Genomic DNA, 14,906 nt, shown 5'->3' on the forward strand with positions numbered 1-14,906 from the left:
AGCGTAGTCGAGGGACACAAAGCTCTTATCCCTTGTTCTTCTTTGCCTTTTTCGGCTTAGTGATGAAGGTTTCCAGCAGGGTCTCGATGCGGGCGAGGCGGGCGTCGACGGTGTCGAGACGTTCGGTCAGCCGGGCGATGTCGGCGCGACTCGGCATGGCGGCGGCGGCGAGCGCCTGGCCGACTAGCTCGCTGCCCAGCGTCCGCGCCTTGGCCGGGGCGGCGGTTGCATTGTTGACGGCGCGGGCGAACTCCCCGGTTTTCAGCAGGCTGCTGCCGAATTCCTGGGCGATGCTCTCCCACTGGCCGAGCATGTCGCGAACGAAGGCGGCCCTGTCCGGGTTGGCTGGATCGCTAGTCATCGCGGCATCATTCGTCCGTCCGGGCCGTCCGTCAAGCGGCACGGAATTCAGGGATGCGGCAAGGCTGGCGACAGGATAGGGGGCTATTGAAGCGGCGGGATATTCTCGGGCGGAAAGGCGAGCATGATGGACAGTGCCGATTTTCTGATCGTCGGCGGCGGCGTTGCCGGCCTGTCGCTGGCGGCACGGCTCGGCAGCCACGGCCGCGTCGTGGTGCTGGAGGGCGAACAGGCGCTGGGCTATCACAGCTCCGGGCGCAGCGTCACCTTCTCCCACTACGGGATCGGCAACGCCACGGTACGCGCACTGACGCGGTGGAGCCGCGCCTTCTTCCTCGATCCGCCCGACGGCTTTTCGCCGCTATGCCACCGGATGCCGGCGCTGTTCGTCGCGACCGCCGAGATGCTGGACACGCTGGCCACGCTGGAGGCGACGACGCGCGGCCTGTCACCGGGGGTCGAGCGGCTCGACGCGGAGGGGATGCGCGCGCTGTGCCCGGTGCTGCGGCTAGGCGACGACGCGATCGTCGCCGGCTTCGCCGACCATGACGGGCTGAAGCTCGACGCCGACGCGCTGCTCCAGGGCTACGCGCGGGCCGCCCGCGCCGGCGGCGGCCGGGTCGAGACCGACGCGGCGATCGAGGCGATCGCCCATGACGGCGGCGCCTGGGTGGTGACGGCGCGCAACGGCCGGCGCTGGGCCGCGCCGGTGCTGGTCGACGCCGCCGGCGCCTGGGCCGACGGGGTCGCCGCGCTGGCCGGGGTGGTGCCGCTGGGCGTCACGCCGCTGCGGCGGACGATCATCGTCGTCGACGCGCCGGACGGCGCCGACACGCGGGGCTGGCCGTTCGTCAAAAGCGCGGTCGACGATTTCTACCTGATGCCCGAATCTGGCCGGCTGCTCGCCTCGCCGGTCGACGAGACTCCGAGCGCGCCGTGCGACGCCCAGCCGGAAGAGTACGACATCGCCGTCGCTGCCGACCGGCTGGCGCATTTCACCACCATCGTCCCGCGGCGGATCGGCCATAGTTGGGCGGGGCTGCGCAGCTTCACCCGCGACCGGGTGCCCGCCGCCGGCTTCGCCCCGGATGCGCCGGGGTTCTTCTGGCTGGCCGGGCAAGGCGGCTACGGCCTGCAAACAGCACCGGCGATGGCAGAGATCGCGGCGGCGCTGATCACCGGCACGCCACTGCCGGCGATGCCCGGCGTCGACCCGGCTGCCGTCACCGTCGAACGACTCTATGGCCGGTAAAGGAGAAGGGGCGCCCCGGTTGCCCGGAACGCCCCTTCGGTACGCCTTACTGAAAACGCTTTACTGAAGACGCGGCGCCTGGCTCAGGCGGCGATCTTGATCTTCTCCGCCGCGACCGCGATGCGGTTCGACAGCGGCTGGAACACGTCGCCGGCCAGCTTCAGCAGGGCCTCGGTGTTCTTCGACGCGTCGGCGACGAAAGCGTCGAACGATTCGCGGGCATATTCACTCTGCAGCTGGAACAGCTCGGTCGGCGACTTGACCGACGCGAAGCCCTTCAGCGTCGCGGTGGCCTTCTCGTAGTTCTTGCGGGCGGTGTCGGCAGCCTGCTGGCCGAACGCCTCGGCGCCCTTCGCGGCGACCTTGGCCGATTCGACGACGGCTTCGATGTTGCCCTTGTTGAAGGCGTGCAGTTCCTCGACGAGCTTGGTGCCCTTCTCGAACGCGTCCTTCGAACGGGTGTTGAAATCGCCGAACAGCGCCTGGGCGCGGTCGGTGGCTTCGCTGGTCAGCTTGGTGATGGTCTCGGTCACGATCTCTGATCCTTTCTCGGTGGTGGAGGCGGCGGCCGGCTCCACGATGTCCTGAACGATGGCGCTGGCCTTGACGGCTTGCGCCGCCTTGGCCGTCACGGCGGGCTTGGCCGACGCCTTGCCGGCGGCCCTGGTCGCGCGCTTGCCGTTCGTGGTGCTGTTGCTGGTCATAACGGCGCTCCGAACGTCACTTTCCTTGCTCATGTTGCGCTGCAATATAATCTTCTCGAGCGGATTGCAAGCGATTTTTGTGCATTGCAACAAAATTGTCAGAATCGCCCGCTCCAGGGTGGCCGCGCGACTTTGCCGTGCTATTCTCGGCATATGCGGGGACGGGCGGCAGATCAGCGCCGGCGGTACGGCCGATGACCCGATTGCTGCCGGCGGCGGCGCGGGAAACGACGCCGTGGAAGAACGGCGGCGGCGTTACCGCGACCGTGGCCAGCGCCCCCGACGGCGTCGGGCTCGACGGTTTCCGCTGGCGGGTCAGCCTTGCCGAGGTCGCCAGCGCCGGGCCGTTTTCCGCCTTTCCCGGCATCGACCGGCACCTGAGCGTGCTCGACGGCGTCTTGCGGCTGGATGTCGCCGGGCGGACGGTGACGCTAGCAGCGGGGGACGAGGGCCTTGCCTTTCCCGGCGACGCGGCGGTGTTCGGCACCCCGCTGGGCGGCGTGGTCACCGACTGTAACGTGATGACCCGGCGCGGGCGGGCACGGGCGGCGGTGACGCCGGTCGACGACGGCCGCGTCGCCCGGCCGGAGGGCGCGACCCTGCTGCTGCTGGCGCTGGCGCCGGCGGTGCTGACCGCCGGGGGCGCCGCATATCGGCTGACTCCGCGCGACGCGCTGCTGGTCGACGATCAACCCGAGGTCGCGGTCGCCGGGCGGTGCCTGGCGATCACCCTGATCGACACGGACGCGATCAGAAATGCGCCAGATAGCCGCCGTCGACGGCGATGACCTGCCCGGTCACATAGGCGGCCGCCGGCGAGGCGAGGAAGGTCACCGCCCCTTCGATCTCCCCCGGAGCGCCCCAGCGGCCGAGCGCGGTGCGGCGGGCGAGATGGGCGGCGACGGCGGGATCGTCGACCATGGCTCGGTTGGCCTCGCTGGCGAAATAGCCGGGTGCGACGGCGTTGACCGTGATCCCCGCCGGGCCCAGTTCCGCCGCGAGCGCGCGGGTCAGCGCCGCCAGCCCGCCCTTCGACGCGGTATAGGCGGCATCGCCGGCGCGGGCGATCGGCCCGGCGATCGAGGTGATGTTGATGATCCGCCCGCCAGCCGGCATGTGCGGCACGACCAGCCGCGCCAGATCGAGCGGGGCGACCAGATTGACTTCGAGCAGCCGGCGCACCGCCGCCCGATCCAGAGCGGCGAGCGGTCGCCGGTCCCGCGCGCCGGCGTTGTTGACGAGGATGTCGACCCGCCGGTGGGCGGCGACCAATTGGTCGACCGCCGCCGCCGTCGCGGCTTCGTCGGCCAGATCGGCGACGACGGTGTCGGCGCGGCGGCCGCCCGCCGCCAGCGTTGCCGCCGCCGTGTCGAGTCGCGCCTGATCGCGGCCGTGGAGAACCACCGTCGCGCCTGCCGCCGCCAGCCCGCGCGCCGCCGCGAAGCCAAGTCCGCCGGCGGCGCCGGTGATCAGCGCGACCCGGCCGGAAAGAGGGTTATAAACGTCTGACATCGGCAGCTCCCGCCGCCCCTATGCCCGGCCCCGCCCCGCCAGGCCAGCCCGCCGGGATGCGCGCGCCACCCTTCCCCAAGCCCTACCCCCTCGCTATAGCGCCAGCGAATCTCGCTAGCGCAGCACAAAGGAAACGCCCCATGACCGCCGTCGGACAGGACAGTCTTTCCACCCGCACCACCCTGTCGGCCGGCACCCAGACCGTCGACTATTACGCGCTCGACAAGGCGGCGGCGAAGCTGGGCGACGTGTCGCGCCTGCCGTTTTCGATGAAGGTGCTGCTGGAGAATCTGCTGCGCTTCGAGGACGGCACCACCGTCACCGTCGAGGATGTTCAGGCGATCGTCGACTGGCAGAAGGAACGGCGGTCCGACCGCGAGATCCAGTACCGCCCGGCGCGCGTGCTGATGCAGGATTTCACCGGCGTGCCCTGCGTCGTCGACCTGGCGGCGATGCGCGACGCGATGAACGCGCTCGGCGGCGACGCGCAGAAGATCAACCCGCAGGTGCCGGTCCATCTCGTCATCGACCACAGCGTGATGGTCGACGAGTTCGGCACGCCCAAGGCGTTCCAGGACAATGTCGACCTGGAATATGCCCGCAATATGGAGCGTTACGAATTCCTGAAATGGGGATCGAAGGCGCTCGACAATTTCAAGGTGGTGCCGCCGGGCACCGGCATCTGCCACCAGGTCAACCTGGAGAATATCGCCCAGACGGTGTGGTCGTCGGTCGCCGCCGACGGCGTCACCATCGCCTATCCCGACACGCTGGTCGGCACCGACAGCCATACGACGATGGTCAACGGGCTGGGCGTGCTCGGCTGGGGCGTCGGCGGGATCGAGGCGGAAGCGGCGATGCTCGGCCAGCCGGTGTCGATGCTGATCCCCGAGGTTGTCGGCTTCAAGCTGACCGGCACGCTGGCTGAGGGCATCACGGCTACTGACCTGGTGCTGACCGTCACACAAATGCTGCGCGCCAAGGGCGTCGTCGGCCGTTTCGTCGAATTCTACGGCCCCGGCGTGTCGGCGCTGTCGCTGGCCGACCGCGCGACCATTGCCAACATGGCGCCGGAATATGGCGCGACCTGCGGATTCTTCCCGGTCGACAGCAAGACCCTGGACTATATGCGTCTGACCGGGCGCAGCGACGCACAGGTCGCGCTGGTCGAGGCCTATTGCCGCGCCCAGGGGCTTTGGCATGACGAGAGCACGCCCGAGCCGCTGTTCACCGACACGCTGGCGCTCGACATGTCCGGCGTGCAGCCGTCGCTTGCCGGGCCGAAGCGGCCGCAGGACCGGGTGCTGCTGTCCGAGGTCGACGACGAGTTCACCAAGGCGGTCGACACCGCGGCGCCACGCATCCAGATCACCGACCGCGGCCACGACATCGGCAATGGCGACGTCGTCATCGCCGCGATCACCAGCTGCACCAACACCTCGAACCCGTCGGTGCTGGTCGCCGCCGGCCTCGTCGCCCGCAAGGCACGGGCGCGCGGGCTGAAGCCGAAGCCGTGGGTCAAGACCTCGCTCGCCCCCGGATCGCAGGTGGTCACCGACTATCTGATCAAGGCCGGGCTGCAGGACGACCTCGACGCGATCGGGTTCAACCTGGTCGGTTACGGCTGCACCACCTGCATCGGCAATTCGGGGCCGCTGCCCGGGCCGATCTCGACCGCGATCAACGACCACGACCTGACCGCCGTCGCCGTCCTGTCCGGCAACCGCAACTTCGAAGGTCGCGTGTCGCCCGACGTGCGCGCCAACTACCTTGCCTCGCCGCCGCTGGTCGTCGCCTACGCGCTGCGCGGGACGATCGCCGAGGACATGATCAGCACGCCGATCGGCCAGGACCAGGACGGCGCCGACGTCTATCTGCGCGACATCTGGCCGACCAACGACGAGATCCGCGCGACGATCGACGCCAATATCGACAGCGCAATGTACCGCGCCCGTTATGCCAACGTGTTCGACGGCGACGCCAAGTGGCGCGGGATCGAAGTCGAGGGATCGGACACCTACGCCTGGCGCGCCGGATCGACCTATGTCGCCAACCCGCCCTATTTCGACGGGATGGGCATGACCCCGGCGCCGGTCGCCGACATCGTCGACGCGCGGCCGCTCGCGGTGCTCGGCGACAGCATCACCACCGACCACATCAGTCCGGCCGGCAGCATCAAGGCCGACAGCCCGGCCGGCACCTACCTGCAGGAGCACCAGGTCAGCCGCGCCGATTTCAACAGCTACGGGTCGCGGCGCGGCAACCATGAAGTGATGATGCGCGGCACCTTCGCCAACATCCGCATCAGGAACGAGATGGTGCCCGGCGTCGAAGGCGGCATGTCCAGCTACAAGGGCGAGGTGATGCCGATCTACGACGCAGCGATGCGCCACAAGGCCGACGGCACGCCGCTGGTCGTCATCGCCGGCAAGGAATACGGCACCGGCTCCAGCCGCGACTGGGCGGCGAAGGGCACCACCCTGCTCGGCGTGCGCGCGGTGATCGCCGAGTCGTTCGAGCGCATCCACCGGTCCAACCTGGTCGGGATGGGCGTGCTGCCGCTGCAGTTCGCCGAGGGCGTCGACCGCAAGACGCTGAAACTGGACGGCAGCGAGACCTTCACGATCGGCGGCGTCGCCGGGCTGCGCCCCCGTCAGACCGTGACCGTAACGCTGACCCGTGCCAACGGCGCGACGGAAAATTTCGAGACGGTGTGCCGGATCGATACGGTTAACGAGCTGGATTACTTCCTGAACGGTGGAATCCTGCAATACGTGCTTCGCAAGCTGGCTTCCTGAGCCGGTCGTTTCGCCCCCGGATAGCGGTCCGGGGGCGAAAAAATGCGTGATTGACGATAGTTAACGCCTGATCAAGATTTCCCCTCATGTCGTCCCGCGCCGCGGGACGATCAAACAGGGAAAGGCGTTTTGTATGAAAAAGGGTCAATTCGCTCTGATCGCGGCCACGGCGCTGGCGGGGTTCGCGACACCGGCTTCTGCTTTGAACATCATCCTGCGCAGTACCGACGGCAGCTTCACCAGCGCGCCGAACGGGGGGGCGGCGCTCTATGCGTTCCAGAAAGCAGCCAATTACTGGAACCAGACGCTTACCAACAACACCACGCTGATCTTCGATATCCACTTCGCGGCGCTGCGGCCGGGGGTGCTGGGGTCGACCGGCAGCAATTCCATCGATACCCGGATCAGCGACGTTTACACGCAACTGAACGCGACCAAGACCTCCGCCCTCGACCAGATCGCGGTCGCCGGGCTGACGCCGCTCAGCGCCAACGGCGGCCTTGCGATGCGGGTCAACGCGCCGGCGACTCCGGCGGGCGGGGGTATCGACACCGCCGCGGCGACCTATCTCGACAATGACGACAGCTACAACAACCTATATCTGAACCAGAATACGGCCAACAACCGGGCGCTGGGCATCGGTTTCGACAATGCCGACACCGCCTTCGCCTACTACCACGATGTCTTTGGCGAGGACTACAATGCCGACGCCGATGCCGACATCACCTTCAGTTCCAACTTCGCGTTCGATTTCGACCCGAGCGACGGCATCTCGGTCGGCACCTATGACTTCGTCGCGGTGGCGATCCACGAGATGGGCCATGCGCTGGGCTTCGTAAGCGGCGTCGATCTCTACGATTATTACGGCGGGCCGGATGGGCCCGGCGCCGCCGACCTGCTCGACTTCGATTTCAACGACACTTCGATCGGCTCGACGCTCGACATGTTCCGCTATGGCAACGGCTTCAACGCCGACGGCAGCCGCCAGCTGCAGTGGGCAGCCGGTGGCCGACCCGCCTTCTTCTCGATCGACGGCGAGACTCCGTTCAACTTCGACCATCAGAGCGAGGCGGAAATGGCGTCCTTCTCGACCGGCCGCTACAACGGCGACGGCGAGCAGGCGTCGCACTGGAAGGACAACGACGCCTTCGTCACTGCGAACGGCTGTTTCATCGAATCGCGGGCGATCGGCATCATGGACCCCACGGCCGCGGCCTGCAGCATGGGCGTGCTGACCAGCAACGATCTCGCAGCGTTCGATGCGATCGGCTACAACCTTGGCTTCGATATCCTCGGCGACCGTGGCTACACCTTTGACAGCAGGCAGGTATTCGCGCTGGGCGGCCTCGCCATCGCCCAGGTGCCGGAACCGGCGACATGGGCGATGCTGATCCTCGGTTTCGGCCTGATCGGCGCCGGGATGCGGCGGGCGCGCACGCGCGCGCGCATTGTCTTCGCCTGACCTCGCTGGATTGCAAATGGCCCCGCCCGCTTCAACGGGCGGGGTCTTCTTATTCAGCGCGGCGGATCGAGCCGGATCTGGTAGAGGGTCGGCCAGGTCTTGCCGGTGACGAACAGCCGGTCGCCCGCGCTGTCATAGGCTATGCCGTTCAGCACCGCGTCGCTCCCACGCCGGCCGGAGGCGCGGGCAAGCGCCGACAGGTCGATCCACGCCTTGACCCGGCCTGTCGCGGGATTGATCCGTGCGATCCGGTCGGTCATCCAGACATTGGCGAGGATTTCACCCTTCACCCATTCCAGTTCGTTGAGCATCGGCACCGGCCGCCCGGCGGCGGTGACGGTCAGCCGCCGCTTCACCGCCAGCGTCTTCGGATCGAGGAAGCGCAACACCGCCGTGCCGTCGCTCATGATCAGCGCCTTGCCGTCATGGGTCAGGCCCCAGCCCTCGCCCTCGTAGCGGAAGGTGCCGACCTGGCGGAAGCTGTCGCGGTCCCAAACGAAGCCGATGCCGTGCTGCCAGGTCAGGCTGATCAGCCGATCGCCCCAGGCGGCCAGCCCTTCGCCGAAATAGGGCGGCGGCACCGGCGCGGAGCGCAGCACCATGCCGTCGTCGAGCGCGACCTCGCGGATCGTCGAGCGGCCGACCAGCCCGGTGCTTTCGAACAGCCGGCCGCCATCGAAGACCAGTCCCTGGGTAAAGGCGCCGCTATCGTGCGGGAAACGGGCGACGACCGTCGCGGTCTGCACCGGCACGGTCGCCGGGGCCGCCGCGAGCAGCAGCGCCGCGACCACCGTCACGCGATTGCCGCCTTCAGCCAGCCGGGGAGCATCGGCGTGCCGAACGGCAGCGGCGCGGAAAGCGCCTCCACCCGCACCCGCGCCACCGCCAGCCCGAGTTCGGGGTACCAGGCCTGCGCCGCATCGCCGGGATCGGCCGTGGTTTCGACCACCACCAGCCGGCGGTTGACCTTCTGCCGCCAGTTCATCCGCGCGGTATTTTCCTGCCCGACATAGCAGCCCTTGACGAAGCTGACGCCGTTCAGCTCGGCGGCGTTGCATTCCAGCCAGAGCGTGCGGTCGCGGCCCAGCTCCGCCACGCCCTCCGTCACGCCCAGCGCGAGCCGGTGGGCCAGCCAGCCTTCCGCCGCCTCGCCCGCCGGGGCGAGCCAGCGCCGGCCGAGCGCGGCAAGGCGCGGGTCGGGCACGCCGGCGGCGCCCGCCGGCGCCCAATGCACGGCCAGCCCCGGCTCCGGCGCAATGGCGATCGCGCGGCGCAGCCGGTAGAGAGCGAGCCGCCGTGCCAGCGTCTCCGCCTCCGCCGCCTCGCAATCGACCAGCAGGTCGTCGCCGTCGGCCCAGAGCAGGAAATCGAACAGCGCCTTGCCCTGCGGCGACAGCAGGCCGCTCCACTGCGGCCGTCCTTCCGCGACGGCGTTGACGTCCTGGGTCACCAGCCCTTGCAGAAAAATTCTTACATCCGCGCCGGAAAGGCGTAGCAGCGATCGGTCGACAAGGGTGGTTCCGGGCATGAGCGGAAACTAGGCACCCACCGGCCGGATTGAAAGTGGAAGGACTTGAGGCATGGCGCATTTCGATCTGTTGTTGAAAGGCGGCACCGTCCACACCCCCGGCGGCCCGGTCGCGACCAGCATCGGCGTGACCGGCGGGCGCATCGCCGAACTGGGCGTCGACGGCGACGCCGACATGGCGATCGACTGCACCGGCCTCGACATCATGCCCGGCGTGATCGACAGTCAGGTCCATTTCCGCGAGCCCGGGCTGGAGCATAAGGAGGACCTGGAATCGGGCAGCCGTTCAGCGGTGCTCGGCGGCGTCACCGCCGTGTTCGAGATGCCGAACACCAAGCCCAACACCGACACGGCGGAGGCGCTGGCCGACAAGCTGAAGCGCGCCCGCCACCGCATGTGGTGCGACCATGCCTTCTATGTCGGGGCGACCGCCGCCAATGCCGAGGGGCTGGCGGAGCTGGAGCGGATTCCGGGCGCCGCCGGGGTCAAGATCTTCATGGGCGCATCGACCGGCGACCTGCTGGTCTCCGATGACGGCAACCTCGCGCGGGTGCTGGCCAGCGGCCACCGCCGCGTAGCCATCCATGCCGAGGACGAGCCGCGAATGAATGCGCGGGAGGGAGAGCGCATTCCCGGCGACCCGGCGTCCCACCCGATCTGGCGCGACGACGAGAGCGCGCTGCTCGCCACCCGGCGCATCCTGCGGCTGGCGCGCGAAGCCGGGCGGCGCATCCACATCCTCCACATCAGCACGCCTGCGGAATTCGCGCTGATCGCGCAAAACAAGGATATCGCGAGCTGCGAGGTGACGCCCCAGCACCTGACCATGGCCGCCGAGGACGTCTATCCGCGCCTTGGCACCTTCGCCCAGATGAACCCGCCGATCCGCAGCGCCGCCCACCGCGACGGTCTGTGGTACTGGCTGAACCAGGGCGTGCCAGACGTGCTTGGCTCCGACCACGCGCCGCACACCCGCGAGGAGAAGGCGAAGCCCTATCCGCAAAGCCCGAGCGGCATGCCCGGCGTTCAGACGCTGCTGCCGCTGCTGTTAGATCATGTCGCCGCCGGGCGGCTGAGCTTCCAGCGGCTGATCGAGCTGACCAGCGCCGGACCGCAGCGGGTGTTCGGGCTGGTCGGCAAGGGGCGGATCGCCGCCGGCTATGACGCCGACTTCACCATCGTCGACCGCAAGGCGCGCTGGACGGTGGAGGAGGACTGGCTTGCCTCGCGCTGCGGCTGGTCGCCGTTCACCGGGATGACGCTGACCGGCCGCCCGGTCGGCACGATCGTGCGCGGCAACCGGGTGATGTGGGAAGGGACGCTGGCCGACGGCGCGGTCGGCGAGCCGATCCGCTTCGAGTCGACCACCTTCCAATAAGCGCCCAGCCCTTGATCGCGACCCTCGCCTGCCCCATCTGGCGGGGGAGGCCACGTCCTCGCCCGCGCGCGGGTTTCAGGTCCGGGACGGCCCGGCAGCTTTTCGGAAGGAGGCTGTCGTGGCTTGGGTCTATCTTGTCGCCGCCGGTATTCTTGAAGTGGTCTGGGCCTATGCGATGAAGCAGGCCCACGGTTTCACCCGGCTTACCCCCTCGGTTATCACGGTAATCACGATGGTCGCCAGCTTCGCGCTGCTGTCGCTGGCGATGAAGGCGTTGCCGCTGGGCACCGCCTACACGATCTGGACCGGGATCGGCGCGGTCGGCGCCTTCATCATCGGCGTCGCGGTGCTCGGCGAGCAGGCGAGTGGGCTGCGGATCGCCGCCGCGCTTCTGATCGTCAGCGGGCTGGTGCTGATGAAGCTGTCGTCTCAGGAATAACTCAGCAGGTGGGGATCGCCGCCGGCTTACCGACGACCGTGTAGGACGCGCCGTCCGCCGCCTTCTCATAGCGGGTGGCGCCGGTGACGCCGCCGGAATAGCGAATGGCGAAATCATGGTCGCGGGTGCCGGCGACGATCTTGCCCTCCACCTCTTCCGCCTTGCCGTCCGTCACGGCGCCGGCATCGGAATAGCCGATCGGCAGATCGTCGGCGATCGTCACCGGGCCGGTGGCGGTCAGCGCGACCAGTTGGGCACGGCTGCAGGTGAAGCCCTGGAAGGTGCCGCCGCGCCTCGCCTCGATCACCGACACGGAAGCGATGTCGTCGCGCACCTCCCAGTCCGGCGCGGCGCCGAAGCTGGTCCCGGCGGCGGCGGCCGGAAACGCCCGCTCGACGGTGAAGGCGTCGCCCGCGACCTTCAGATAGTGGACGGCGAGGGTGCCGGCGCAGGCGTGGCAATCATCGCCCTGCCCGCCGGATACGAGGATCGGCCGGTCGCCGCTCCACACCAGCCGCGCCGGGGTCAGCACATAGCTCTGATCGCCGACGCGGACGCTGCGACTGCGCTCGTCAGGGAAGACGACGGTGCCGGCGCGGGCGAGCTGGACGCCCGGATCGAGCGCTTTCATCGCCGCGACGGGATCGACGACCGGCTCCGGCGCTTCCGTCTGCTGCTGCGGCTGGCGATTGCACGCCGACAGCGCCAGCGCTGCGATCAGCGCGCCCATTCCGATCGATCCGCGCATCACACTCTCCCACATCCGGTCCGCCGGTTTCGCCGCGCCTGACCCCGGCGGTCAAGCCGCCCGGCGGGCTTTCGCCCCGGCCCTGCCCCGGCCGGTCCGGACCCCCTTCATTTTCCAGCGCAAAAGGTGGAGACAGTGTCGCCAGATGCCCCGGCGCCAGGCGCCCAGGCGACACAGGGGGACCCGTTTCATGTCGCATCCGCCGTTTATCGCACTCGTCCTCGCGCTGGCGCTGGCCGGCCCCGCTCCAGCGGCCGCCGCCCCGGCGCCGGCCAGCGCCGTCACCCGCCTGGACGGGTTGCTGCCGGTCACCGTCGACCGCAAGGACGGGCGCATCCTGATCAGCCTGCCGGCACCGGACAAGGACGGCATCGCCGGGCGCTTCATCTATGCCAACGCGCTGCGTACCGGGCTTGGCTCCGCGACGATCATGCTCGATCGCGGCGCCAATAGCGGGTCGCGGCTGCTCGTCTTCCGCCGGATCGGCAACCGGGTCGCCGCCGAGTTCGAGAATCCGCGCTTCCGCGCCGCCGGCGCCCCGGCAGCGGAGCGGGACGCGGCGCGCGCCAGCTTCGCCTATTCGACCGTCTGGATCGGCAAGGTCGACAGCGAGACGGCCGGCGGCGGCTTCACCGTCGACATCGCGCCAATGCTGGCGACCGACACGATGGGCATCGCCGATGCGCTGAACGGCGCCGAGAAGGGCTATGCGCTGAACCCGGCACTGTCGGCGGTCGACCCCGCGTCGGTGAAGGTGTTCCCCGACAATATCGAGATCGAGGCGCGCCAGACCTACACCTCCGCCACACCGGGGGCGGAGACGCGGGCGATCGCGCCGGTCGAGGGCAATGTCAGCTTCGTCGTCCGCCACAGCTTCGTGCGGCTGCCGCCGGCCGGCTACACCCCGCTGCGCTTCGACCCGCGCGGCGGCAGCTTCGCCACCCAGATCGTCGACTACGGCACTCCGCTCGGCGCGCCGGTGGTCTATGAGCTGGCCAACCGCTTCCGCCTGGAAAAGATCGATCCCGCCGCCGCCCGATCGCCGGTCCGGAAGCCGATCATCTTCTACATCGACCGCGCCGCGCCGGAGCCGATCCGCACCGCGCTGGCCGAGGGGACGCGCTGGTGGGCCGATGCGTTCGACAAGGCCGGCTTTGTCGATGCGTTCAAGGTCGAGATTCTGCCCGAAGGGGTCGATCCGCTCGACCTGCGCTACAACATCGTCAACTGGGTCAACCGGGCGACGCGCGGCTGGTCCTACGGCCAGGCGGTGACCGATCCGCGCACCGGCGAGATCATCAAGGGCAACGTGATGCTCGGCTCGCTGCGCGTGCGGCAGGATATGCTGATCTTCGAGGGGCTGGTCGGCGCCGACAAGGTCGGCAGCGGCGGGCCGAACGATCCGGTGCAGGTCGCGCTCGCCCGCATCCGCCAGCTTGCCGCGCACGAGGTCGGCCATGCGCTGGGCCTTGCCCATAATTTCGCGGCGAGCACCCAGGGCCGTTATTCGGTGATGGATTATCCGGCGCCGCGCATCGCGCTGAACGACGGCGCACCGGACCTGTCGGACGCCTACGGCGCCGGTGCCGGGCGCTGGGACGATTATGCGATCGACTGGCTCTACGCGTCGGCCAGCGACGAGGCGGCGCGGGCGACCGCGCTCGCCGGGGTCAGGGAAGGGCTGCGCTACGCGACCGACGGCGACGCCCGCGCGCCGGAGACCGGCCAGCCCTGGGGCAGCCTGTGGGACGACGGCGCCGACCCAGCGGCGGAACTGGATCGGATGGCCGGTGTCCGCCGCGCGGCGCTGGCGCATTTCGGCGTTGGCGCGCTGGCGGCCAACGAGCCGGTCGCCAATCTCCGCCGCAAATTCGTGCCGATCTGGCTGCTCGACCGCTACCAGATCGAGGCGGCGGGCAAGCTGCTCGGCGGCGTCGATTTCGCCTATGCGGTGGCCGGGGACGGGCGCGAGCAGGCTGAACCGGTGGCGGCGGCGCTGCAGCGCCACGCGCTCGATTCGCTGCTGGCGACGCTGGCGGCGTCGGCGCTGGACGTGCCCGAGGGCCTGGTGCCGATGCTGTCGGCCGGCTGGTCCGGCGAGAACGACCGCCAGTTCGACATCGAGATCTTCCGTACCGCCGGCGGCCCGGTGTTCGACCCGCTGGCGGCGGCGGAGGCGAAGGCGGCGCAGACATTGATGGTGCTGCTCGCGCCGGAGCGGCTGGCGCGGCTGGCCGTGCAGCAGCGGCGCAATCCGGCATTGCCCGGCGCCGACACGCTGGTCGACCGGCTGATCGCCGCGACCTTCGACGCGCGCAACGGCGGCCGGCTGGCGGCGGTCAGGCGGCGCACGGCGACGACGGCCGCGCTGGCGCTGGCGCGTGTGGCGCGTGACCCCAAGCTGGCGCCGGACCTGGCCGTCGCCATCGACGACCGGCTGCAGAGGCTGGCCGAGGCGCTGGCCAAGCGACCGGGCGACGCGGCGGAGCAGGGCTGGGCGCGCGGCCTGTCCCGCCTGCTCGCCGATCGCGAGGCGCTGGACAAGGCGGTCGCCGACAAGGCCCGAGCGCCGAACGTGCCGCCGGGCATGCCGATCGGCGCGGAGAGCGACTGGATGGCGTTCGACGGCGGCGACGACTAGAGTCTGTCCGCTTTAGGCGGCACCGGCCCGCTCCCCCACCCGGCCTCCCATATGATACTGCCGTTGGGAGGCCGGGTGGGGGAG

General features: G+C 69.4%; 12 protein-coding genes and 2 pseudogenes. 8 read left to right on the forward strand and 6 right to left on the reverse strand.

Going from position 1 to position 14,906, the window contains the following annotated elements; genetic code table 11:
• Positions 1-25 precede the first annotated feature (25 nt).
• Positions 26-361 carry a hypothetical protein gene (locus E4A53_RS05340; RefSeq protein WP_136162044.1) on the reverse strand — a complete coding sequence of 112 codons (336 nt, stop codon included), beginning with the start codon at positions 359-361 and terminating at the stop codon, positions 26-28.
• A gap of 126 nt (positions 362-487) precedes the next feature.
• Between E4A53_RS05340 and E4A53_RS05345 the strand changes: the two genes are divergently transcribed.
• Positions 488-1,612, forward strand: a complete 1,125-nt coding sequence (locus E4A53_RS05345) for an NAD(P)/FAD-dependent oxidoreductase (RefSeq protein ID WP_136162045.1) — start codon at positions 488-490, stop codon at positions 1,610-1,612.
• Between the two features lie 83 nt (positions 1,613-1,695).
• Here the strand turns inward: E4A53_RS05345 and E4A53_RS05350 are convergent, their stop codons facing one another.
• Positions 1,696-2,316: a phasin family protein gene (locus tag E4A53_RS05350; protein ID WP_239018142.1), complete on the reverse strand. Its 621-nt coding sequence runs from the start codon at positions 2,314-2,316 to the stop codon at positions 1,696-1,698.
• Between the two features lie 194 nt (positions 2,317-2,510).
• Between E4A53_RS05350 and E4A53_RS05355 the strand changes: the two genes are divergently transcribed.
• Positions 2,511-3,104: a HutD/Ves family protein gene (locus tag E4A53_RS05355; RefSeq protein WP_136162047.1), complete on the forward strand. Its 594-nt coding sequence runs from the start codon at positions 2,511-2,513 to the stop codon at positions 3,102-3,104.
• On the opposite strand, the gene E4A53_RS05360 is transcribed toward E4A53_RS05355, so the two are convergent.
• A complete protein-coding gene (locus E4A53_RS05360) occupies positions 3,067-3,828 on the reverse strand; it encodes an SDR family oxidoreductase (RefSeq protein WP_136162048.1) in 762 nt (253 codons plus the stop codon). The genes E4A53_RS05355 and E4A53_RS05360 overlap by 38 nt on opposite strands.
• Before the next feature lie 140 nt (positions 3,829-3,968).
• On the opposite strand from E4A53_RS05360, the gene acnA reads away from it, so the two are divergent.
• The 3 genes and pseudogenes from acnA to E4A53_RS15085 form a co-directional block, all read left to right on the forward strand.
• Positions 3,969-6,626: an aconitate hydratase AcnA gene (gene acnA, locus E4A53_RS05365; protein WP_136162049.1), complete on the forward strand. Its 2,658-nt coding sequence runs from the start codon at positions 3,969-3,971 to the stop codon at positions 6,624-6,626.
• A gap of 133 nt (positions 6,627-6,759) precedes the next feature.
• A pseudogene (locus E4A53_RS14860) lies at positions 6,760-7,890 on the forward strand (NF038122 family metalloprotease); the annotation flags it as partial.
• A gap of 90 nt (positions 7,891-7,980) precedes the next feature.
• Positions 7,981-8,088 (forward strand): annotated as a pseudogene (locus E4A53_RS15085) (PEPxxWA-CTERM sorting domain-containing protein); the annotation flags it as partial.
• Positions 8,089-8,141: 53 nt separating this feature from the next.
• On the opposite strand, the gene E4A53_RS05375 reads toward E4A53_RS15085, so the two are convergent.
• On the reverse strand, positions 8,142-8,879 hold the full coding sequence (locus E4A53_RS05375) for a glutaminyl-peptide cyclotransferase (RefSeq protein ID WP_420822604.1): 738 nt from the start codon (positions 8,877-8,879) through the stop codon (positions 8,142-8,144).
• A 2-nt stretch (positions 8,880-8,881) separates the two neighbouring features.
• A complete protein-coding gene (gene ygfZ, locus E4A53_RS05380) occupies positions 8,882-9,616 on the reverse strand; it encodes a CAF17-like 4Fe-4S cluster assembly/insertion protein YgfZ (protein WP_136162050.1) in 735 nt (244 codons plus the stop codon).
• Positions 9,617-9,668: 52 nt separating this feature from the next.
• Here ygfZ and E4A53_RS05385 point away from each other — a divergent pair, with 52 nt between their 5' ends.
• Both E4A53_RS05385 and sugE read left to right on the forward strand, forming a co-directional pair.
• Entirely contained in the window at positions 9,669-10,994 is a 1,326-nt protein-coding gene (locus tag E4A53_RS05385; RefSeq protein ID WP_136162051.1) for a dihydroorotase, read from the forward strand.
• Between the two features lie 118 nt (positions 10,995-11,112).
• Complete coding sequence (gene sugE / locus E4A53_RS05390) at positions 11,113-11,433, forward strand: quaternary ammonium compound efflux SMR transporter SugE (RefSeq protein ID WP_136162052.1); 321 nt, start codon at positions 11,113-11,115, stop codon at positions 11,431-11,433.
• 1 nt (position 11,434) lies between these two features.
• Here the strand turns inward: sugE and E4A53_RS05395 are convergent, their stop codons facing one another.
• Entirely contained in the window at positions 11,435-12,181 is a 747-nt protein-coding gene (locus E4A53_RS05395) for a hypothetical protein (RefSeq protein WP_136162053.1), read from the reverse strand.
• A gap of 190 nt (positions 12,182-12,371) precedes the next feature.
• Here E4A53_RS05395 and E4A53_RS05400 point away from each other — a divergent pair, with 190 nt between their 5' ends.
• A complete protein-coding gene (locus tag E4A53_RS05400) occupies positions 12,372-14,822 on the forward strand; it encodes a zinc-dependent metalloprotease (protein WP_136162054.1) in 2,451 nt (816 codons plus the stop codon).
• Positions 14,823-14,906: the final 84 nt, after the last annotated feature.

This window comes from Sphingomonas flavalba, assembly GCF_004796535.1.
Taxonomy (GTDB): domain Bacteria; phylum Pseudomonadota; class Alphaproteobacteria; order Sphingomonadales; family Sphingomonadaceae; genus Sphingomonas_L; species Sphingomonas_L flavalba.

What these genes read in the sequence shown, in the direction of transcription:
- E4A53_RS05385 (WP_136162051.1), top strand. Translation starts at nt 9,669, where the DNA reads ATGGCGCATTTCGATCTGTTGTTGAAAGGCGGCACCGTCCACACCCCC.
- E4A53_RS05350 (WP_239018142.1), bottom strand. Translation starts at nt 2,316, where the DNA reads ATGACCAGCAACAGCACCACGAACGGCAAGCGCGCGACCAGGGCCGCC.
- E4A53_RS05360 (WP_136162048.1), bottom strand. Translation starts at nt 3,828, where the DNA reads ATGTCAGACGTTTATAACCCTCTTTCCGGCCGGGTCGCGCTGATCACC.
- E4A53_RS05395 (WP_136162053.1), bottom strand. Translation starts at nt 12,181, where the DNA reads ATGCGCGGATCGATCGGAATGGGCGCGCTGATCGCAGCGCTGGCGCTG.
- E4A53_RS05345 (WP_136162045.1), top strand. Translation starts at nt 488, where the DNA reads ATGGACAGTGCCGATTTTCTGATCGTCGGCGGCGGCGTTGCCGGCCTG.
- acnA (WP_136162049.1), top strand. Translation starts at nt 3,969, where the DNA reads ATGACCGCCGTCGGACAGGACAGTCTTTCCACCCGCACCACCCTGTCG.
- E4A53_RS05400 (WP_136162054.1), top strand. Translation starts at nt 12,372, where the DNA reads ATGTCGCATCCGCCGTTTATCGCACTCGTCCTCGCGCTGGCGCTGGCC.
- E4A53_RS05355 (WP_136162047.1), top strand. Translation starts at nt 2,511, where the DNA reads ATGACCCGATTGCTGCCGGCGGCGGCGCGGGAAACGACGCCGTGGAAG.
- ygfZ (WP_136162050.1), bottom strand. Translation starts at nt 9,616, where the DNA reads ATGCCCGGAACCACCCTTGTCGACCGATCGCTGCTACGCCTTTCCGGC.
- E4A53_RS05340 (WP_136162044.1), bottom strand. Translation starts at nt 361, where the DNA reads ATGACTAGCGATCCAGCCAACCCGGACAGGGCCGCCTTCGTTCGCGAC.